The organism is Paraburkholderia panacisoli (assembly GCF_008369935.1).
GTDB lineage: Bacteria > Pseudomonadota > Gammaproteobacteria > Burkholderiales > Burkholderiaceae > Paraburkholderia > Paraburkholderia panacisoli.
Window position 1 is genome coordinate 15,581 of sequence record NZ_VTUZ01000026.1, and the last position, 20,115, is coordinate 35,695.

Below are 20,115 nucleotides of genomic sequence, written 5' to 3' on the forward strand. Positions count from 1 at the left end.
ATTGGTTTGAGCGGTTGGCTGGAGCCGGTTTCAGCCGGTTTGACCACGTCGCCCCGCCGCGAGGCGGGAAGAAACATATAATTCTCGCATAGATACCACGGAATCCCCGGATGCCCACCCTGTACTTCACCGTTCTGTTCGTCGTCGCCGTCGTGGCGATGGTCGGCACCAAACTCTGGCTCGCGTCGCGGCAAATCCGCTTCGTCGCCGCCCACCGCGAGCAGGTGCCGAGCCAGTTCGCCGGCACCATCGCACTGACCGCGCACCAGCGCGCCGCCGACTACACCATCGAGCGCACCCGCCTCACGATGATCGAGATCCTGGTCGGCGCGGCCGTGCTGATCGGCCTCACGCTGCTCGGCGGCGTGCAGGCGCTCGATCTGGCGATCTCCGACTGGCTCGGCCGCGACTACATCGGCCAGATCGCGCTGATCGTCGCGGTGATCGCGATCACCGGCGTGATCGACCTGCCGTTCGACTATTACCGGCAGTTCGTGATTGAACAGCGCTTCGGCTTCAACCGGATGAGCAGGCGCATCTTCTTCCTGGATCGCGTCAAGGGCACGCTGCTCGGCGCCGCGTTCGGCCTGCCGCTGCTGTTCGTCGTGCTGTGGCTGATGAAACAGGCGGGCGACCTGTGGTGGCTGTGGACGTGGATCGTCTGGGTGGCGTTCCAGATGCTCGTGCTGGTGCTGTACCCGTCGTTCATCGCGCCGCTCTTCAACAAGTTCGAACCGCTGAAGGACGAGGCGCTGAAAAGCCGCATCGAAGCGCTGATGCAGCGCTGCGGCTTCGCCGCCAAGGGCCTCTTCGTGATGGATGGCAGCCGCCGTTCGGCGCACGGCAACGCGTACTTCACCGGCTTCGGCGCGGCCAAGCGGATCGTGTTCTTCGACACGCTGCTCGCGCGCCTGTCGGGCAGCGAGATCGAAGCCGTGCTCGCGCACGAACTCGGCCACTTCAAGCGCCGTCATGTGATCAAGCGGATGCTCGTCACGTTTGCGATCAGTCTCGTGATGCTCGCGCTGCTCGGCTGGCTTTCTCAATGCGTGTGGTTCTACGAAGGCCTGGGCGTGCGGCCGTCGCTGCTGGGCGGCAATAGCGGTCTTGCGCTCGTGCTGTTCTTCCTCGCGCTGCCGGTGTTCCTGTTCTTCGTCACGCCGCTGGGCAGCCTCAGCTCGCGCAAACACGAGTTCGAAGCCGACGCGTTCGCCGCGACGCAGACCGATGCGCAAGACCTCGTCAACGCGCTCGTCAAGCTGTATGAGGACAACGCGTCGACGCTGACACCCGATCCGCTTTACACCGCGTTCTATTACTCGCATCCTCCGGCGTCGCAGCGGATCGACCGTCTGCTGCGGCACGCATGAGCGGCCGCTCCCCGAAAGCGCCGCGCGCGCCGTCCAGCCCGCGCGTAGGCGGCCTCGTGGTAGCCGCGCATGGCCGCCACTATCTGGTGGCGCCCGAGGACGGCGGCGCGATGCTCCAGTGCTTCCCGCGCGGCAAGCGCAGCGAGGTGGCGGTCGGCGATCGCGTGATCTACGAGCCGACTTCCGTGGACCAGGGCGTGATCGTCGAGATCGGCGAACGGCGCAATCTGCTGTATCGCTCGGATCAGTACAAGTCGAAACTGTTCGCCGCCAATCTCGATCAGCTGTTGATCGTGCTCGCCACCGAACCGCATTTCAGTGAAGACCTGCTCGGCCGCGCGCTGGTCGCCGCCGAAGCGAACGAGCTCAAGCCGTTGATCGTGCTGAACAAGATCGACGTGACCGGTGCGCTCGACGGCGCGCGCAGACGGCTGGAGCCGTATCGCGCGTTGGGCTATACGGTCGTCGAGGTGTCGATCAAAATGCAGCCCGTGGCGGCTCGTGACGCTTTGATCGAACATTTGCGAGGTCATTCGACGCTGCTGCTGGGACAGTCCGGCATGGGGAAATCGACGCTCGTGAACCTGCTGATTCCCGATGCCGAAGTCGCCACGCGCGAAATCTCCACGGCACTGAATAGCGGGCGTCATACCACCACTTTTACGCGGCTCTATCCGTTGCCGAACGTCGACGATAGCGGCGCAGGCGGCGCATTGATCGACTCGCCCGGCTTTCAGGAATTCGGCCTGCATCATCTGACCGAAGGCCGGCTCGAACGCGCGCTTCCGGAGTTCCGGCCGCTGCTGCCGAACTGCCGCTTCTACAATTGTCATCACTTGCACGAGCCGGGCTGCGCGATTCTCGAAGCGGTCGCCGATGGCCGCATCCGTCGCGAACGGCATGCGCTGTATGCGCAACTCGTGCACGAAGCCAGCCAGATCGTACGCTGACATGAAACTGATGCGCGCGCCGAATCTGATCACCGGACAGCATTGGGTGAATGTGCTGGAGACCGCGGGAATCCGTTGCGAGCTGCACAACCGCTATCTGAACGGCGCGCTCGGCGACATTCCGGCGGATCAGTGCGCGCCTGAGCTATGGCTCGTCGATGAACGCGACGAGGCGATGGCCCGGCGATTGATCGACGCGGCAGCGCATGGACCGGCGGCGGGCTCGCCCGACTGGCGATGCCGTCAGTGCGGAGAGACGCTCGAAGCGCAATTCACGGTGTGCTGGCAGTGCGGGACGGCGCGTGATCCGTTGGATGGGTGAGGCGTGCGGCGCGAGCGTTGTGCGAGATGGCTGCGGGAGATCCGTTAGTCAAGGCGGTTTGAGCGCGGGGCATCGTGGGTGAGCAGTTTCGGGCACGGAGCATCGGGTGATGGGCGGCCCGCGTCGCGGGCAATGAACGGCATGTCCGCGTTGGCCGAACCAATAAAAAACCGGGCAATTGCCCGGTTCTTTTATGTGTTGCGCTAGCGTGCCCGTATCAAGCGAGCCATACCGCGATGGTCAGCATCAACAGCAGAATCATCCACAGCACCACCGCGCGCCACACCAGACCCACCGCCGATTGCAGCGTGCGCGGCGTGCAGTCGTCGCCGACCTGCATCGGGCCGCCGTCGCCGGTAGCAAGCGCGTCGAGGCTCGACGGTTCGGCAAGCGGACCGCTCAGACGCGCGCCCAGCGCGCCGCTTCCGGCGGCCAGCAACACGCCGTCGTTCGTATCGGGCCACTGACGCGCATGATTGCGCCACGCATAAATCGCATCCTCGAAATTGCCGACGATCGCAAAGCCCAGCGATGTCAACCGCGCCGGCACCCAGTCGATCACGAAGAACGCTTGCTGCGCGAAGCTCGAAAACGCGGCGGTCCGATCGTCGGCCGGCCGCGCCCATGCGCGCGCCAGGTATTCGGCGATCCGGTACAGCACCGCGCCCGCCGGCCCGACCGGAATCAGGAACCAGAAGAACACGCCGAACACATGGCGATGCGAGGCGACCACCGCGTGAATCAGCGTATGACGGACGATCTCGCTGACAGGCATATCGACGGTATCGAGCCCGGTCCATTCATTCAGAATTTCACGCGCGCGCGGCACGTCGTCATTGTTCAACGCGAGATGGATATCCGTGAAATAGTGGCTGAACTGGCGGAAGCCGAGCGTGAAGTACAGCACCGCGACGTTCCATAAGAACGCCAGTGCGAAGTGAATGTGATACAGCACGTAGTAGACGAGCGCGACGGCCAGCGTCCAGGGCACCACCACTACGAGCCACGCGAGCAGGCCATGCTTGGGCTTGCCGGCATCGAATCCGTGCGCCGCCGACTCCGCATGGTATTGAAGCAGCGCGGACACCGGGTTATTCGGTGACAGCGCGCGTACCTGTTCAATGATCAGAGCCAGCAATACGGAGAAAAAAGTCATGCGATGCGCCGTGCTTTTTGAGTTTTTACGATTATTTTATAACGATAGCACAGGGTCGGATTCGTCTGAGTGCAGACACTGACAAACAGCCAACGACTGCACGGTCCGGCGCGCTTCACGCAGCGAGGAAACGATACAGGTTGCGCAGCATCGCCGCTGTCGCTCCCCAGATGAAATGGTGAGCCCCGACTTCGCTGACGCCCTGCCCGCTCGCCGCCGCCGACTCGCTGCGCGGATACGGCATCGCGAAGAAGCGGCGCTCGCCGCCCTCATAACGGAACACGCGCTCCTCGTGATTCGCGGGGTCCATCAGAAAAGCGAGCGGCACTTCGAAGACTTCGGCCACTTCCAGTTCATCCATTTTCAATGCGAACGGCGGATGCACGAGACCGATCACCGGCGTCACGCAGAAGCCGGTGCCCGTCAGGTAGTCGGGCAACGCACCGAGAATTTCCACTCGCGACGGCGCGAGGCCGACCTCTTCCTGGGCTTCGCGCAGCGCGGTAGCGATCGCGTCGGCATCGAAGGGTTCCTGGCGGCCGCCGGGAAAACTCACCTGGCCGGCGTGATCGTTCAGATGGTCGGCACGTTGCGTGAGCAGCACGGTCAGCCCGCGTTCGCGGACCACCAGCGGCACCAGCACTGCGGCAACACGCGGATCGCCCGACGTGTTGCGCCATTGCACTTCGACGACAGGCTCCGGCACCCAGGTAAGGCGCTGTTCGAAACGTGCACGCAGGCGATCAGGTGTGAGGCGCTCGGCGGCCACCGGCGGCAAATGGGCGCCAGTCGCTTCGACAGGGAGGGTTTCAGGCTCAAAGATGGGGCGGGTCAACGGGTCTCTCTGAATAAGCGGATATGGGACATGCCGCTATTTTGACCTGGCAAACAAAAAAGCACCCGCGAGGGGTGCTTTTTCTTACAGCATTTACGCTTGGGAAGCAGCGCGGTCTTTCGAGACCAGCTTTTCCTTGATCCGGGCCGACTTGCCCGAACGGTCGCGCAGGTAGTACAGCTTCGCACGACGCACATCGCCGCGACGCTTCACGACGATGCTTGCCAGCAACGGCGAGTACGTCTGGAACGTACGCTCGACGCCTTCGCCCGACGAAATCTTGCGGACGATGAACGACGAATTCAAACCACGGTTACGCTTGGCGATCACGACGCCTTCGTAAGCCTGAACACGCTTACGCGTGCCTTCAACCACGTTCACGCTGACGATCACCGTGTCGCCCGGAGCGAAGTCGGGGATGGTCTTCTCGCCGAGGGCGCGCGCGATTTCTTCCTGCTCGAGTTTTGCAATCAGATTCATTACTGACTCCTAGATCCATCTTGTCGGCGTTCGTACCTGCCTTGCGGCTACGGCCCCGATAGAGGATGGGTTCACTTCTGGCGCCGAACACGCATGTGCGGCGCCGCCTGGTGTCCGCTCGAAAGACCGCCGGCTTTACGCCTTCGATTCTTCCTTCGCGAGACTCGCGAGCCATGCCTCGTCGGCACGGCTCAACATCTTGTTCTTTCTGGCCTTCACGATCAGATCGGGCCGCTTCTTCAACGTGTTGCGCAGCGCCTCACGCCGACGCCACGCCTCGATTTCCGCGTGATGGCCACCGAGCAGCACATCGGGCACCCGCACGCCGTCGTATTCCTCGGGACGCGTGTAATGCGGACAATCCAGCAGCACGTCGACAAAGCTGTCCTGCACCGCCGACTGCGAATCGTTCAGCACGCCGGGCAACTGGCGCACGACCGCGTCCATCAACGCCATCGCGGGCAATTCACCACCCGACAGCACGAAGTCGCCAAGGCTGACCTCCTCGTCGACGACACGGTCGAGCAGACGCTGATCAATCGCTTCATAGCGCCCGCACAGCAGGATCAGACCGGGTTCGGCGGCGAATTGCATGACGCGCTCGTGATTCAACGTTGCGCCTTGCGGCGACATCATCACGACGCGCGACGCGCCGATGCCCTGCTCCGCCTGCGCCGCTTTCGCCGCGCCGATCGCATCTTCCAGTGGCTTTGCCAGCATCACCATGCCGGGTCCGCCGCCGTAAGGGCGGTCGTCGATTGTGCGGTAGTTGTCGGTGGTGAAATCACGCGGATTCCACGTACGCAACCCATAGCGCTCCTGCTTCGCGGCACGGCTGGTGATACCCCAGTCGGTCAGCGCGCGGAACATTTCAGGAAAGAGCGTCACGACATCGAACTGCATCGCTCTCTCCATTCAGCGAATGTTTTTAGTAATCGGCTTCCCAGTCGACGATGATCTGCTTCGCCGCCTGGTCCACCGTTTTGACATAGACGCCGACGAACGGGATCAAACGCTCGCCTGCGACCGGCTTGCCGTTTTTGTCGGTAGCCGGATATTCGATGCGCAACACCGAGTGCGCACCGTTGTCGATCATGTCTGCAACCTTGCCGAGATTGACTCCGGCAACGTTCACCACATCCAGGCCGAGCAGGTCGACCCAGTAGAATTCGTCGGCTTCGAGGGCCGGAAATTCGCTGCGGCTGATATAGACGCGAGAGCCGCGCAGTGCCAGCGCCACATCGCGGTCAGTGACGCCGCCCAGATGGGCAACCACACTGTCGCTATGCGTTTTTGCCTGCAATGACGGCGCCGACTTGCGCTCATGGCCTTTCAGCAGCCACCAGCGCTTCGCGCTCAGCAAAGCGTCGCCGCCATGCCCGGCATCCGCATGCGCGGCTACCTTGACCCAGCCTTTGAGGCCGTAAGCGTCGACGATTGCACCGACCTCGACCGCGTCGGCCGGCCAGCTTTCCACCGTTTCCGCGCGCATTTCCGCTGCAGCGGAACTGGTGGCTTGTGCAACTTGGGCTTGCGCCCTGCCTTCGGCCCGTTCGACCGGCTTGCGGACGAATGCACCGAACGGCGCCTGACCAGACGTCTTCGCGTGCGAAGCTGCCGCCTTTGCCTTCACGCGACCTGAACTGCCGGAATCACGCTCGGACATAGGAAAACCTCGCTGCCAGCTTCGACGTCTGCTTCAGTAAAACAACTCGCGCATCGGACTGCTCACGCAAGCTGCGCGAGCCGCCGGCCGAACCGACGACGATACGCAGGCTAGCTACCATTAAGCAGCCGGCTGCGCCTTTTGCGCTTCCTTCACGAGACGCTCGACGGTCGGCGACAGTTGTGCGCCAACACCTTGCCAGTACGTCAGGCGATCTTGAGCGATACGCAGGGATTCACCCTTCGTAGCGACCGGGTTGTAGAAGCCGACGCGCTCGATGAAGCGGCCGTCACGACGGCTACGCGAATCGGTTGCGACGATGTTGTAGAACGGGCGCTTCTTGGAGCCGCCACGAGCCAAGCGGATGATGACCATACTAGAATCCTTGAAAACCGGGGTTCGGAACGACTGAAACACGCGATTATAGCGGGAAACCGACGCCATAACAAACACTTACCGGGATAAACTGGGCGACCGGCCCGCGCCGGCCGCCCGCAAAATGGCCCAGGACCACGCCAGAACGCCCGGATTACCTGATGGAGCGCCCGTGAAACTGCTGCCGCCGACTGCTTTTTTGCCCGCTTTTCTTCTCGTATTTAAGTGTTTTGCCAGCCTCATGCGCAACTCGCGCCGCTGCACGTTACGCTTCGCGGCGGCCGCGTTGCTCGCCGGCCAGGCCCTGGCGGCGGTTGCCGCGCTGCCGGTTGAGCGCATCAAGTTGCCGCCGGGCTTTCACGTCGAGGTTTTGTCGGACACCGTGCCGAGCGCGCGTGCGATGGCGCTCTCGCCGAAGGGCATTCTTTACGTAGGCAGTTTCGACGGGCAAGTCTATGCGCTCGAACTGCAAAACGGCCGCGTGACAGGCCGCCACGTAATCGCCTCCGGTCTGGAATCGCCGGCGGGCGTGGCGTGGCGGGACGGCGCTCTGTATGTGTCCGCGGTGTCGAAGATTGTACGCTTCGACGCGATCGACGCTCATCTGAACGATCCGCCCAAACCCGCCGTCGTCATCGACACGCTCCCCACCGACACGCATCACGGCTGGAAATTCATCGCCTTCGGCCCGGACGGCAAGCTCTATGTGCCGCAAGGCGCACCCTGCAATGTCTGCCTGAGAGACCGCGACCGGTTCGCGATGATCGGCCGGATGGACCCGGACGGCAGCCACTATGAAGTCGTGGCACGCGGCGTACGCAACTCGGTGGGTTTCGCGTGGCATCCGGCGACGCACGAACTGTGGTTCACCGACAACGGTCGCGACCTGCTGGGCGACGACGTGCCCAGCGACAAGCTCAACCGCGCGCCGCGCGCCGGGATGGACTTCGGCTTTCCTTATTGTCACGGCGGCGACACGCCCGACCCGGAATTCGGCCAAGGCCATCCGTGCAGTTCGTTTGCGCCGCCGGTGGTCAAACTGGGCGCGCACGTCGCCGCGCTCGGCATGCGGTTTTATACCGGCTCGATGTTTCCGGCTGCATACCGGAACACTATTTTCATCGCCGAACATGGGTCGTGGAATCGCAGCAAGAAGGTTGGCTACCGTGTGGTGCGGGTGATCACCGACCCGGATGGCGGCAACGCGCGGCAGGAAGTCTTTGCCGAAGGCTGGCTGCAGCCGGGCGAAGCCGTCTGGGGACGCCCCGCCGACGTGTTGCCGTTGCCCGACGGTTCACTGCTGATCAGCGACGACTACGCGGGCGCGATCTATCGCGTGACGTATTCGGCCCCATAGTGTTGACGGGTTCACGCACGGTGGCGGCCAGACCCGGCCGCCTTGCTACCCGTTCCAGGCTGGGCACGAACATCCGCCTGCCGACGTGCCCAAATTCCGCGCAGCACGCTCCATTCGCATAAGCCGTAACTTCGCAACCCGCTGACCCATCCCGTGCCCCCGCCATGCGGCAGGCGTAGAATGCGCGTCGGTCCGCACCCAATGGCGCGCCGCTCCTTTCGACCGCCTGTCATCGCCCACGCCTACATGTCCACTGCTGCTTCGATTTCCTCGCGCTTCCGATCCAAGACGATTACCGCCGCGCTGGCGTTCCTTGTGGGCAGCCTCGGCGCCCACCGCTTCTATCTGTTCGGCAAACGCGACGTATACGGCTGGGCTCATCTGCTCGGCACGTTGATCGGCATTCCCGGCGTCATGCTGCTGGTGGCAAGCGAGCGCGCTTCGATCCTCGGCTGGGTGTTGGCTTTTTTCGGCGCGGTTTCGGTACTTTCCGCGTTTCTCGCCGCGATCGTCTACGGGCTGCGTCCCGATGAAAAATGGGACGCGCAGTTCAACGCGCACACGCAACGCAAAAGCCGCTCCGGCTGGACCGTTATTTTCGTGGTGATCTTCTCGCTGCTGATCGGCGCATTCCTGCTGATGACCGGCCTCGCCCTGTCGTTCCAGACGTACTTCGAAAATCAGGTGGAAGCGGCCAAAGCGATCTCGCAATGACGTGCGGCGCGCCCCGCTAAAAGAGCTTCAATTGCGGATTCACGCGCACCGGCTCTTCGGCTTGCACCGGCTCGCTCCGGCGAAAGTGCGACATATCGAGAATGCCGCGATCGCGGCGGTTCAGGCCTAACCGGCGTACCGCGTTGTGGAATCGCTGCCTGAGCAGATCCGCCCATAAGCCCTCGCCCTTCATTCGCGTGGCGAACGATGCATCGTAGTCTTTGCCGCCCCGCATATCGCGCACGCGGCTCATCACCCGCTCGGCGCGGTCGGGGAAATGCGCGGTGAGCCAATCCTTGAATAGCGGCGCGACTTCCCACGGCAGACGCAGCACGATATAGCTCGCATTGCTCGCCCCCGCTTGCGCGCATGCTTCGAGCACCCGCTCCATGTCCGGCTCGGTAACGAACGGGATCACCGGTGCAATGCTGACGCCGACCGGAATGCCCGCCTCACTCAATGTGCGGATGGTGCGCAGCCGGCGCGACGGCGTGGCCGCGCGTGGTTCGAGCGTGCGCGCGATCTCGGCGTCCAGCGTGGTGATGGTGATGGCCGCCATGAATTGCCCGCGCGCCGCCATGGGAGCAAGCAGGTCGATATCGCGCTCGATCAGCGACGATTTGGTGATGGCAGCAAACGGATGGTTGCGCTCGCTGAGCACTTCGATCACGCGGCGCGTGAGGCGCAATTCGCGCTCGGCGGGCTGCCACGCGTCAGTATTGACGCCAAGCGCAATCGGCTCGGGCACATAAGATTTCTTCGACAACTCCCGCTCGAGCAACTCCGGCGCGTTGATCTTCGCGTAGATCCGGCTTTCGAAGTCGAGCCCCGGCGACAGCCCCAGATAGCTATGCGTAGGCCGCGCGAAGCAATAGATGCAGCCGTGCTCGCAGCCGCGATACGGATTCAGCGACACGCCGAACGGAATGTCCGGCGACGCGTTGCGCGTGAGGATGGTCTTCGCGCGCTCTTCGAAAATCTGCGTGCGCAGCGCCTTGGGCTCGTCGCCGTCTTCCTGCGCGGCGGGCAGCCAGCCGTCGTCCACCGCTTCGCGCTGGTCGACTTCGTAGCGGCCTTGCAGGTTCGTCACCGCGCCGCGCCCCTTGCGAGGCGCCGGCGGCGCGATCGGAAATTCTTCGGCGGTACGGGTGTCGGAGTTAGCCACGGCTGGGTCACGCAAAACAAACAGAAAACGGCGCAAAACACCTGTATAAATATACAGTGTTTACGCCGTTTGTCGAGCCCTACGTACTGCTGCCGCAACGCCTGTTAATCGCCTACCGCGATCGTCAGCGTCTCCTTGATTTCCTCCATCACCACGTAGCTCTTCGACTGCACCGCGCCGGGCAATTGCAGAAGGATGTCGCCGAGCAGCTTCCGGTAATCCGCCATCTCGCCGATGCGCGCCTTGATCAGATAGTCGAAGTCGCCCGATACCAGATGGCATTCCAGCACCTCGGGGATCTTCTGCACTTCACGGCGGAACTGGTCGAACATGTTGCCGCTCTTGTGATCCAGCGTGATCTCCACGAACACCAGCAGCGCCGCGCCGAGGTCGGCCGGGTTCACCCGCGCATGGTAGCCGGTGATCACGCCGTCGCGCTCCATCCGTTTGACCCGCTCGATGCACGGCGTCACCGACAGCCCGACCTGCTCCGCCAGATCCTTCATGGCCATCCGGCCGTCCTGCTGCAGACGCCGCAGGATCTTGTGATCGAGTTTGTCGAGGGTCCGGACGGGTTGGCGCTGTGTACGCATGGTGTTTTTGCTGAAAATTCTGAAAATACAATAACAAAACCTACCTGACTGTTAATAGTATACCGGTTAACACTGGGCGATCAGCGTTACACCTCGTGAATCGAATGAAATCAGACGAATCGACGAGCGCCGCGCCCTCCAACCTATTTTGAGTTTCCTGGAGCAGCTATGCGAGTCGTCGTTTTGGGCAGTGGCGTCGTCGGGGTGACAACCGCGTATTACCTCGCGCGCGCCGGTCATGAAGTGACCGTGATCGACCGCGAGGCCGGTCCCGCGCTCGAAACCAGTTTCGCCAACGCCGGCCAGATCTCGCCGGGCTACGCGTCGCCGTGGGCCGCGCCCGGCGTGCCGCTGAAGGCCGTCAAGTGGATGTTCCAGAAGCACGCGCCGCTGGCGATCCGTCTGGACGGCACGCAATTCCAGCTGCAATGGATGTGGCAGATGCTGCAGAACTGCACGTCGGCGCGTTATTCGGTGAACAAGGGCCGCATGGTGCGTCTCGCCGAATACAGCCGCGACTGCCTGCAGGCGCTGCGCGCCGATACCGGCATCCAGTACGAAGGCCGCACCGGCGGCACGCTGCAGGTGTTCCGCACGCAGCAGCAATTCGACGGCGCCGCGAAAGACATCGCCGTGCTGCAGGAAGCCAACGTGCCGTATGAACTGCTGTCGGCTCCTGAACTCGCGCAGGCCGAGCCGGCGCTCGCGGCGGTGTCGCACAAGCTGACCGGCGGATTGCGTCTGCCGGGCGACGAAACCGGCGACTGCCAGATGTTCACCACGCGCCTCGCGGCGCTGGCCGAGCAACTGGGCGTCAAGTTCCGCTACAACACGCCGATCGACGCGCTCGCGATGTCCGGCGACCGTGTTGCCGGCGTGCAATGCGGCGGCGAGCTGGTGCGCGCGGATTCGTTCGTCGTCGCACTGGGTTCGTACTCGACGCAGTTCCTAGCGGACCTGGTGAAAATTCCGGTCTACCCGCTCAAGGGCTATTCGATCACCGCGCCGATCGTCGATGAAGCGGCGGCTCCCGTCTCCACCGTGCTCGACGAAACCTACAAGATCGCGATCACGCGCTTCGACAACCGGATCCGGGTCGGCGGGATGGCGGAGATCGTCGGCTTCGACAAGTCATTGCGCGAGGCGCGCCGCGCCACGCTGGAACTGTGCGTGAACGACCTGTTCCCCGGCGGCGGCGATACGTCGAAGGCCAAGTTCTGGACCGGTCTGCGTCCGATGACGCCGGACGGCACGCCGGTCGTCGGCCGCACGCCGGTCGCGAACCTGTTCCTGAACACCGGCCACGGCACGCTCGGCTGGACCATGTCGTGCGGCTCGGGCCAGTTGCTGGCGGACGTGATGTCGGGCAAACAGCCCGCCATCAAGGCGGATGACCTGTCGGTGCATCGCTATCTCGGCGAGACCGGCGGCGCGCATCGTCCGGCTTATGCCTGAGACCGGACGCCGGGCGCCGCACGCCTCGCCAACGCGTACGTTGGCCAGGCCCTCGGTGGAACTCACGCAAGCATGAAAAACGGCGCCTCGCTTCACGCGAGGCGCCGTTTGTTTTCACGCCGCGGCAGCGAGCCGCGAGCGTTGCGTCAAAACTGATCTTCCGACAAAGCCAGCACGCTCTCCCCACCCTTCGCGCTGACAATCGACGCTTCGAGCGCCGACGCCTGCGGCAGCACATGCTCCGCATAAAACTGCGCGGTCGCGATCTTCGCGCCGTAGAACGACGGATCTTCGTCGCGCTTCCGAACCGCGACGAGCAGCGCACGCGCCATCTGCCAGCCGCCCAGCACGATGCCCGCGAGCTTCAGATACGGCACGCTGCCGGCAAACACCGCGTTCGGATCGCCCTTCGTATTCGCGACGACGAAATCCACCGCCGCGCTCAGCGAACGTTGGCCTTGCGCCAGATACTTCTTCATCGACTCGAATGCCGGGCCTTGCTGCGAACCAAGCGCCTCGACCGTAGCCCCGACGTCGGCGAGCAGCGACTTCGCCACCTTGCCGCCGTCGCGCACGGTCTTGCGGCCGATCAGGTCGTTGGCCTGAATCGCGGTCGTGCCTTCGTAGATCGGCAGAATGCGCGCGTCGCGGTAGTACTGCGCGGCGCCCGTTTCTTCGATGAAGCCCATTCCGCCATGCACTTGCACGCCCAGGCTCGTGACGTCGATCGACAGCTCCGTGCTCCAGCCCTTCACGATCGGCACGAGGAATTCGTAGAGCGCCTGGTGCCCGGCGCGCTGCGCTTCGTCCGGGTGACGGTGCGCGATATCGCAGTGAGCCGCCGCGACGTAGGCGAGCGCGCGTGACGCCTCGGTAAGTCCGCGCATCGTGGCGAGCATGCGGCGCACGTCGGGATGCTGGATGATCGCGACCGACTGCTTCGCGGAGCCATCCACGGGACGGCTCTGCACGCGGTCTTTCGCATACGCGACCGCCTTCTGATACGCGCGGTCCGAAATGCCGACGCCCTGCATGCCGACCGCGAAACGCGCCGCGTTCATCATGATGAACATGTACTCGAGACCGCGATTTTCTTCGCCGATCAGATGCCCGATCGCACCGCCGTGGTCGCCGAACTGCAGCACCGCGGTCGGGCTCGCCTTGATGCCGAGCTTGTGTTCGATCGACACGCAATGCACGTCGTTACGCTCACCGAGCGAACCGTCTTCGTTGACGAGAAACTTCGGCACGATGAAGAGCGAAATGCCCTTCACGCCTTCCGGCGCATTCGGCGTGCGCGCCAGCACGAGATGGGCGATGTTCTTCGCCATGTCGTGCTCGCCCCACGTGATGAAAATCTTCGTGCCGAACAGCTTGAACGAACCGTCGCCCTGCGGTTCGGCGCGCGTGCGCACCTGCGCGAGATCGGAGCCGGCCTGCGGCTCGGTGAGATTCATCGTGCCGGTCCACTCGCCGGAAATCAGCTTCGGGACATAGGTCTGTTTTTGCGCTTCGCTGCCGGCGGTCAGCAACGCTTCGATCGCGCCGTCGGTCAGCAGCGGACACAGCGCGAAAGACAGGTTCGACGCGTTGAGCATCTCGACGCAAGGCGTCGCGATCAGCTTCGGCAAGCCCTGACCTTCGTAGTCGAGCGGATGCTGCACGCCTTGCCAGCCGCCTGCACTGAACTGGCGGAAAGCCTCCTTGAAACCCGGCGTCGCAGTGACCACACCATCCTTCCAGCTGCTCGGATTGCGATCGCCTTCGACATTCAGCGGCGCCAGCACTTCACCGCACAGTTTCGCCGACTCGTCGAGCACGGCCTGAGCCGTGTCGAGGTTGGCGTCCTCGAAACCGGGCAGCGTCGCAATGTCTTCGAGACCGGCCAGTTCCTTCATCACGAACAACATGTCCTTGATCGGCGCCGTGTAGTTCATTTTCGTTCTCCTCCTGCCTCGATAAAAAAAAGGGCGCTGGACTCGTTCGGTCCTGCGCCCTTCGTGTGTTGCCAGACGCCTTTTACCCGGCGTTGCGGCGCTACGGTGATTAGCCGAGTTCCCTGACGAGTTCCGGCACGAGCGTGAACAGATCGCCGACCAGACCGTAATCGGCGACGCTGAAGATCGGCGCTTCGGGGTCCTTGTTGATCGCGACGATCACTTTGCTGTCCTTCATCCCGGCCAGATGCTGGATCGCACCCGAGATGCCGACTGCCACGTACAGTTGCGGCGCGACGATTTTTCCCGTCTGGCCGACCTGATAGTCGTTCGGCACGAAGCCCGCATCCACTGCGGCACGCGAGGCGCCCAGCGCGGCGTTCAGCTTGTCCGCCAGCGGTTCCAGAATCTTGGTGTAGTTCTCGCCGTTGCCCAGACCGCGGCCACCCGAGACGATGATCTTCGCCGATGTCAGTTCCGGACGATCCAGCTTCGTCACTTCGCGGCTCACGAACTGCGAAATTCCGCTGTCTGCGGCGGCTTCTATCTTTTCCACCGATGCGCTGCCGCCTTCGGACGCCACTGCATCGAAACCGGTCGAGCGCACCGTGATGACCTTGATCGGATCGGCCGATTGCACTGTCGCGATGGCGTTGCCCGCGTAAATCGGACGCTCGAACGTGTCGGCGCTGTCCACTGCGGTGATGTCGCTGATCTGCGCGACATCGAGCTTCGCGGCGATACGCGGCGCGATGTTCTTGCCGTAGGCAGTCGCCGGCGCGAGGATGTGCGTGTAGTCCTTCGCGATGTTCATCACGGTTGCTTCGACGTTTTCCGCGAGGCCCGCTTCGAGTTGCGGCGCGTCGGCCAGCAGCACTTTGGAAACACCCGCGATCTTCGCTGCCGCATCCGCTGCGGCTTGCGCGTTGTGACCCGCCACCAGCACGTGAATATCACCGCCAATCTTCTGCGCTGCTGCAATCGTGTTCAGCGTCGCAGCCTTGATCGACGCGTTGTCGTGTTCTGCAATTACCAGATTCGTCATTTTGTCCGTCTCCTCACAGCACCTTGGCTTCGGTCTTCAGCTTCTCGACCAGAGTCTTCACATCCGGCACCATCACACCGGCGGAGCGCTTCGGCGGCTCGACAACCTTCAGCGTCTTCAGACGCGGCGTGACATCCACGCCGAGCTCTTCCGGCTTGATCGTTTCCAGCGGCTTTTTCTTCGCCTTCATGATGTTCGGCAGCGTCACATAGCGCGGCTCGTTCAGGCGAAGATCGGTGGTGACGACAGCGGGCAGCGTCAGCGACAGCGTTTCGGCCCCGCCGTCCACTTCGCGCGACACGGTCGCCTTGCCGTCAGCCACGACCACCTTGGAAGCAAAGGTCGCTTGCGGCAGATTCGCCAGCGCGGCGAGCATCTGGCCGGTCTGGTTCGAGTCGTCGTCGATCGCCTGCTTGCCGAGGATGATCAGCTGCGGCTGTTCCTTGTCGACCAGCGCCTTCAGCAGCTTCGCGACCGCCAGCGGCTGCAGGTCTTCACCCGACTCGATCAGGATCGCGCGATCCGCGCCGATCGCCAGCGCCGTGCGCAGCGTTTCCTGCGCCTGCGTGACACCCGCCGACACGGCGATCACTTCAGTCGCCACGCCCGCTTCCCTCAGACGCACCGCCTCTTCCACCGCGATTTCATCGAACGGATTCATCGACATCTTCACGTTCGCGATGTCGACACCCGTGCCGTCCGATTTGACCCGGACTTTCACGTTGTAGTCGACCACTCTTTTGACTGGCACCAGGATTTTCATGCACACGCTCCAAAGTTACGAATACGTCAACCCAACGGACATTATAGCGACTGCCCTTATGGCAGCCGATGTCGTGGGCCCTTTATCAGGAGGATATCGCTCCTCGTCAGCGTGACGGCAATAGCGAACGATCGTTCTATTTTAATCTCGAAAAAACCCGGGTGGCAACCCCGGGTTATGACCTACGTCGCAAATTCGCCATTGCCGTCGTGTTTTGCGATGCCGGAAGGCCGCCGGCTCACCACGCGGTGATCACCGACCCGCCGAATTTGCTGTCGACGAACTGCTTCACTTCCGGCGAATGATACGCCGCGACCAGCTTGGCGACCCACGGCTTGTTCCGGTCGACTTCGCGGATCGCGATGATATTTACGTAAGGCCCTTTCGGGTCTTCGATGGCGATCGCGTCCTGCTTCGGCTTGAGGCCGGCTTCCATCGCGAAGTTCGTGTTGATGGCGGCGGCGTCCACGTCGTTCAGCGAGCGCGGAATTTGCGCTGCATCGAGTTCGACGATCTTCAGCTTGCGCGGGTTGTCGACGATATCCAGCGGCGTCGCCTTCAGGCCCGCATCGGCGCGCAGCTTCAGCAGCCCCTGCTTTTGCAGCAGCAGGAGTGCCCGGCCGCCGTTGGTCGGATCGTTCGGCACCGCGATCTTCGCGCCCGGCTGCAGTTCGGCAAGCGTCTTGATCTTCTTCGAATAGATGCCCATCGGGTACGTGACCGTATCCGCGATGCGGATCAGCTTGTAGCCGCGGTCCTTCACCTGCGCCTGCAAGTACGGGTCGTGCTGGTAGCTGTTTGCATCCAGATCGCCGCCGGCGAGCGCCGCGTTCGGCTGCACGTAGTCGGAGAACTCGACGATCTTGATGTTCAGACCGTTCTTCGCCGCGACCGTCTTCACGACGTCCATGATCTGCGCGTGCGGACCACCGGTGACGCCGACCTTGATCGTGTCCTCGGCGTGCGCGGCGGTGGCGAACAGCGACGCAGCGCCCAGCGCCGCGGCGAGCTTGAGAATGAAACGACGTTGCATGATGGACCTCTTGCGAGTCTGCCGACTCTGTTAGCGGGTTCCGATGACCCTTGTTTATTTATGGCTCAACCGACGCACGAGCCAATCCCCGAACGACTGCACCAACTGCACGAAGACGATCAGAATCACCACGACCGTCAACATCACTTCCGGCAGAAAACGCTGATACCCATAGCGGATCCCGAGGTCGCCCAGCCCGCCGCCGCCGATCGCGCCGGCCATCGCCGAATAGCCGACCAGCGACACAAAGGTGATCGTCAACCCGGCGACCACGCCCGGCAGCGATTCCGGCAGCAGGACCTTGAACACGATCTGCGCGGTGGTCGCGCCCATCGCCTGCGCCGCTTCGATCAAGCCGCGGTCGACCTCGCGCAGCGCGGTCTCGACCAGACGCGCGATGAACGGCGCGGCGGCGATCGTCAGCGGCACGACGGCGGCCGCCGTTCCGATCGACGAACCCACCACGAGGCGCGTGAACGGAATCACCGCCACCAGCAGGATGATGAACGGCGTCGAACGCACCGCATTGACGACCACGCCCATTACGCGATTCACCGCGACGTTCTCCAGCACGCCCTGACGGTCCGTCAGATACAGCAGCACGCCGAGCGGCAAGCCCAGCAATGCGCCGATCAGTCCGGAAATGCCCACCATCACGAGCGTTTCCCAGAACGACTGAACGAACATATCGAACATTTCACTCAACATGCGAGAGCTCCTCCACCACCACACCCTGTTCGCGCAGATACGTCAGCGCCTGCGCCACTTTCGCCGGTTCGCCGCCCGCGAGCACCGCGAGCGAGCCGAACGCCTGCCCCTGGATCTCGTCGATCTGGCCGTGCAGGATGTTGAAGTCGAGTTCGTAACGGCGAATGGTTTCCGACAGAATCGGCTGATCGACGCCCGAGCCCGTGAACGCGAGGCGCAGCAAATGGCCGCTGCCGGTCTTCAGCCGTTGCGCGACGCGCGCCTTCATCGCGGGCGGCAGTTCCTGCGCGATCACGTCGCCGATCAGCGCGCGCGTGACTTCATGATGCGGCTGCAGGAACACGTCGATCACCTTGCCCTCTTCGACCACCCGGCCCGCGTCCAGCACCGCGACGCGGTCGCAGACCTGCTTGATCACGTCCATCTGGTGCGTGATCAGCACGATCGTCAGGTTCAGTTCGCGATTGATGCGCTTGAGCAGGTCGAGGATCGCCCGCGTGGTTTCGGGGTCGAGCGCGGACGTCGCTTCGTCGGACAGCAGCACTTTCGGCTTGCTCGCGAGCGCGCGCGCAATGCCCACGCGCTGCTTCTGGCCGCCGCTGATTTGCGCCGAATAGCGGTCCTTCTGTGCCGACAGGCCGACCAGATCGAGTAGCGGCAGCACGTTCGCTTCGATTTCGTCGCGCTTCATGCCGGCCAGTTCGAGCGGCAGCGCGACGTTCTCATAGACCGTGCGCGACGACAGCAGGTTGAAATGCTGGAAGATCATGCCGATCTCGCGGCGCGCCTCGCGCAATTGCGCGGCGGCCAGCGTGGTCAGATCGCGGCCGTTGACGACGATATTGCCTTCGGACGGACGCGTCAGCAGGTTGATGGTGCGCACGAGCGTACTCTTGCCCGCGCCGCTGCGGCCGATGATGCCAAACACCTCGCCCGTCGGGATCGACAGATTGACGTTGTGCAGCGCCTCGACCCAGCCCCGGGGCCCGGCGAACCGCTGGGAGATATTGCGTATTTCGATCATGGAAAAACGAAACGGCGGAGTCTGTCGGCGAGCGTTGTGCGCTCCCGGCAAGCGGCCGCCGTTGCTTTTATTGGGATTTGAGGCCGCAATTCTACCGCAGCGTCGTCATTCCCTTTAATAATCAATTACGATCTTTTCACAACGTATGGGTATTAGAGGGACGCCTGGTGCGAGACGCTCGCGCGCGAAGCAAGGCTGCGTCTATGATCGGGCGACACCAATCAGAACGGGCCGCAGCCATGCAAACATCCCCAGTTCATCACGTGCGCGCCAGCGGCGACAACCAGGACCCCGGCGCGCAACCGCGCGCGTCGGTTACGACCGCCGACGGCGTGAGCTTGCCGCTGTACCGCTGGCCGGCCATCGGACCGGCTCGTGCGACGGTCGCGCTGCTGCACGGACTGGCCGAGCACGCCGGCCGCTATGCCGCGTTGGCCGGCCGGTTGAACGCGGCCGGCATCGAACTGGTGGCGATCGATCTGCGCGGCCACGGACACGCGCCCGGCAAGCGGGCCTATGTGAAGCGCTTCGACGACTATCTACTCGACGCGCAAGCTTTGCTCGACGCCGCCGCGCAAAGCTGCGTCCCGCTCTTTCTGATGGGACACAGCATGGGCGGCACGGTGGCCGCGCTCTATGCGATCGAGCGCCTCGACGCGACCGGCCGCCGCTTGAACGGGCTGATCCTGTCGAGCCCAGCTCTCGCTCCCGGCCGCGACGTGCCGCGCTGGATGCTCGCGCTGAGTCAGGTGATCAGCCGTGTCTATCCCAGCTTTCCGGCGATGAAAATCGACGCCGCATTGCTGTCGCGTCTTCAACCGGTGGTGAACGCCAATCGCAACGACCCGCTCGTCCATCACGGCGCGATTCCGGCGCGCACCGGCGCGGAACTGCTGCTGGCAATGACGCGGATCGAACGTGGCCGCGCGGCGCTGCGCATGCCGCTGCTGGTGTATCACGGCACCGCCGACAAACTCACCGAGCCCGAAGGCAGCCGGGCATTCGGGCAGCATGCGGGGTCGCCGGACAAGACACTGACGCTGCACGAAGGCAGCTATCACGAGACGATGAACGATCTCGACCGCGACCGGGTGATCGGGGCGCTGATCGACTGGATTGAAAAACGCGCAGTTGGACGCGCAGTTGGAAGTTGAGCGCGGCCGTTGC

The 20,115-nt window shown here is 63.4% G+C and carries 21 protein-coding genes; 7 read left to right on the forward strand and 14 right to left on the reverse strand.

Translation table 11 applies throughout. The features are described from left to right. The first annotated feature begins 110 nt into the window (after positions 1-110). Genes FVF58_RS31050 through FVF58_RS31060 form a run of 3 tightly spaced genes read left to right on the forward strand, consistent with a single transcriptional unit; the run spans position 111 to position 2,642 of the window. Positions 111-1,370 (forward strand): M48 family metallopeptidase, encoded by a 1,260-nt coding sequence (locus FVF58_RS31050; RefSeq protein ID WP_149673596.1) that lies wholly within the window; start codon positions 111-113, stop codon positions 1,368-1,370. Continuing rightward, positions 1,367-2,320: a ribosome small subunit-dependent GTPase A gene (gene rsgA / locus FVF58_RS31055; RefSeq protein ID WP_149673597.1), complete on the forward strand. Its 954-nt coding sequence runs from the start codon at positions 1,367-1,369 to the stop codon at positions 2,318-2,320. The genes FVF58_RS31050 and rsgA overlap by 4 nt, the downstream gene beginning before the upstream one ends. A 1-nt stretch (position 2,321) precedes the next feature. Continuing rightward, positions 2,322-2,642 carry a putative signal transducing protein gene (locus FVF58_RS31060; protein WP_149673598.1) on the forward strand — a complete coding sequence of 107 codons (321 nt, stop codon included), beginning with the start codon at positions 2,322-2,324 and terminating at the stop codon, positions 2,640-2,642. Positions 2,643-2,859: 217 nt separating this feature from the next. Here the strand turns inward: FVF58_RS31060 and FVF58_RS31065 are convergent, their stop codons facing one another. The 6 genes from FVF58_RS31065 to rpsP all read right to left on the reverse strand — a co-directional run bounded on the left by FVF58_RS31065 (position 2,860) and on the right by rpsP (position 7,154). Further along, on the reverse strand, positions 2,860-3,798 hold the full coding sequence (locus tag FVF58_RS31065; protein ID WP_149673599.1) for a CobD/CbiB family protein: 939 nt from the start codon (positions 3,796-3,798) through the stop codon (positions 2,860-2,862). 115 nt (positions 3,799-3,913) lie between these two features. Continuing rightward, positions 3,914-4,633: a CoA pyrophosphatase gene (locus tag FVF58_RS31070; RefSeq protein WP_149673600.1), complete on the reverse strand. Its 720-nt coding sequence runs from the start codon at positions 4,631-4,633 to the stop codon at positions 3,914-3,916. A 93-nt stretch (positions 4,634-4,726) separates the two neighbouring features. Then, the gene (rplS, locus tag FVF58_RS31075) at positions 4,727-5,113 is read right to left on the reverse strand and encodes a 50S ribosomal protein L19 (protein ID WP_149673601.1); all 387 of its coding nucleotides are present in this window, start codon (positions 5,111-5,113) and stop codon (positions 4,727-4,729) included. Positions 5,114-5,248: 135 nt separating this feature from the next. After that, positions 5,249-6,016, reverse strand: coding sequence for a tRNA (guanosine(37)-N1)-methyltransferase TrmD (gene trmD, locus FVF58_RS31080; protein ID WP_149673602.1), 768 nt, complete (start codon positions 6,014-6,016; stop codon positions 5,249-5,251). A 25-nt stretch (positions 6,017-6,041) separates the two neighbouring features. After that, complete coding sequence (rimM, locus tag FVF58_RS31085; RefSeq protein ID WP_149673603.1) at positions 6,042-6,779, reverse strand: ribosome maturation factor RimM; 738 nt, start codon at positions 6,777-6,779, stop codon at positions 6,042-6,044. Positions 6,780-6,899: 120 nt separating this feature from the next. Then, positions 6,900-7,154, reverse strand: a complete 255-nt coding sequence (gene rpsP / locus FVF58_RS31090; RefSeq protein ID WP_013090118.1) for a 30S ribosomal protein S16 — start codon at positions 7,152-7,154, stop codon at positions 6,900-6,902. A gap of 172 nt (positions 7,155-7,326) precedes the next feature. Between rpsP and FVF58_RS31095 the strand changes: the two genes are divergently transcribed. Both FVF58_RS31095 and FVF58_RS31100 read left to right on the forward strand, forming a co-directional pair. Beyond that, the gene (locus FVF58_RS31095; protein WP_425468985.1) at positions 7,327-8,511 is read left to right on the forward strand and encodes a PQQ-dependent sugar dehydrogenase; all 1,185 of its coding nucleotides are present in this window, start codon (positions 7,327-7,329) and stop codon (positions 8,509-8,511) included. Positions 8,512-8,757: 246 nt separating this feature from the next. Then, positions 8,758-9,225 carry an NINE protein gene (locus FVF58_RS31100; protein WP_149673605.1) on the forward strand — a complete coding sequence of 156 codons (468 nt, stop codon included), beginning with the start codon at positions 8,758-8,760 and terminating at the stop codon, positions 9,223-9,225. 16 nt (positions 9,226-9,241) lie between these two features. Here FVF58_RS31100 and FVF58_RS31105 read toward each other — a convergent pair whose 3' ends face one another. Both FVF58_RS31105 and FVF58_RS31110 read right to left on the reverse strand, forming a co-directional pair. Further along, positions 9,242-10,390: a PA0069 family radical SAM protein gene (locus FVF58_RS31105; RefSeq protein ID WP_149673606.1), complete on the reverse strand. Its 1,149-nt coding sequence runs from the start codon at positions 10,388-10,390 to the stop codon at positions 9,242-9,244. Positions 10,391-10,494: 104 nt separating this feature from the next. Further along, positions 10,495-10,983, reverse strand: coding sequence for an Lrp/AsnC ligand binding domain-containing protein (locus FVF58_RS31110; RefSeq protein ID WP_149673607.1), 489 nt, complete (start codon positions 10,981-10,983; stop codon positions 10,495-10,497). A 168-nt stretch (positions 10,984-11,151) separates the two neighbouring features. Here FVF58_RS31110 and FVF58_RS31115 point away from each other — a divergent pair, with 168 nt between their 5' ends. After that, positions 11,152-12,438, forward strand: a complete 1,287-nt coding sequence (locus FVF58_RS31115) for a D-amino acid dehydrogenase (RefSeq protein WP_149673608.1) — start codon at positions 11,152-11,154, stop codon at positions 12,436-12,438. Positions 12,439-12,584: 146 nt separating this feature from the next. Here FVF58_RS31115 and FVF58_RS31120 read toward each other — a convergent pair whose 3' ends face one another. From FVF58_RS31120 to FVF58_RS31145, 6 genes are all read right to left on the reverse strand, one after another. Beyond that, positions 12,585-14,375 carry an acyl-CoA dehydrogenase gene (locus tag FVF58_RS31120; protein WP_149673609.1) on the reverse strand — a complete coding sequence of 597 codons (1,791 nt, stop codon included), beginning with the start codon at positions 14,373-14,375 and terminating at the stop codon, positions 12,585-12,587. A 109-nt stretch (positions 14,376-14,484) separates the two neighbouring features. Beyond that, positions 14,485-15,420: an electron transfer flavoprotein subunit alpha/FixB family protein gene (locus FVF58_RS31125; RefSeq protein ID WP_149673610.1), complete on the reverse strand. Its 936-nt coding sequence runs from the start codon at positions 15,418-15,420 to the stop codon at positions 14,485-14,487. A gap of 13 nt (positions 15,421-15,433) precedes the next feature. After that, positions 15,434-16,183 (reverse strand): electron transfer flavoprotein subunit beta/FixA family protein, encoded by a 750-nt coding sequence (locus tag FVF58_RS31130; protein WP_149673611.1) that lies wholly within the window; start codon positions 16,181-16,183, stop codon positions 15,434-15,436. Between the two features lie 238 nt (positions 16,184-16,421). Continuing rightward, the gene (locus FVF58_RS31135; RefSeq protein WP_149673612.1) at positions 16,422-17,216 is read right to left on the reverse strand and encodes a MetQ/NlpA family ABC transporter substrate-binding protein; all 795 of its coding nucleotides are present in this window, start codon (positions 17,214-17,216) and stop codon (positions 16,422-16,424) included. A gap of 54 nt (positions 17,217-17,270) precedes the next feature. Beyond that, positions 17,271-17,924, reverse strand: coding sequence for a methionine ABC transporter permease (locus FVF58_RS31140; protein WP_149673613.1), 654 nt, complete (start codon positions 17,922-17,924; stop codon positions 17,271-17,273). Next, a complete protein-coding gene (locus tag FVF58_RS31145; protein ID WP_149673614.1) occupies positions 17,914-18,948 on the reverse strand; it encodes a methionine ABC transporter ATP-binding protein in 1,035 nt (344 codons plus the stop codon). The genes FVF58_RS31140 and FVF58_RS31145 overlap by 11 nt, the downstream gene beginning before the upstream one ends. Before the next feature lie 239 nt (positions 18,949-19,187). On the opposite strand from FVF58_RS31145, the gene FVF58_RS31150 reads away from it, so the two are divergent. Further along, the gene (locus FVF58_RS31150) at positions 19,188-20,102 is read left to right on the forward strand and encodes an alpha/beta hydrolase (RefSeq protein WP_149673615.1); all 915 of its coding nucleotides are present in this window, start codon (positions 19,188-19,190) and stop codon (positions 20,100-20,102) included. The last annotated feature ends 13 nt before the right edge of the window (positions 20,103-20,115 follow it).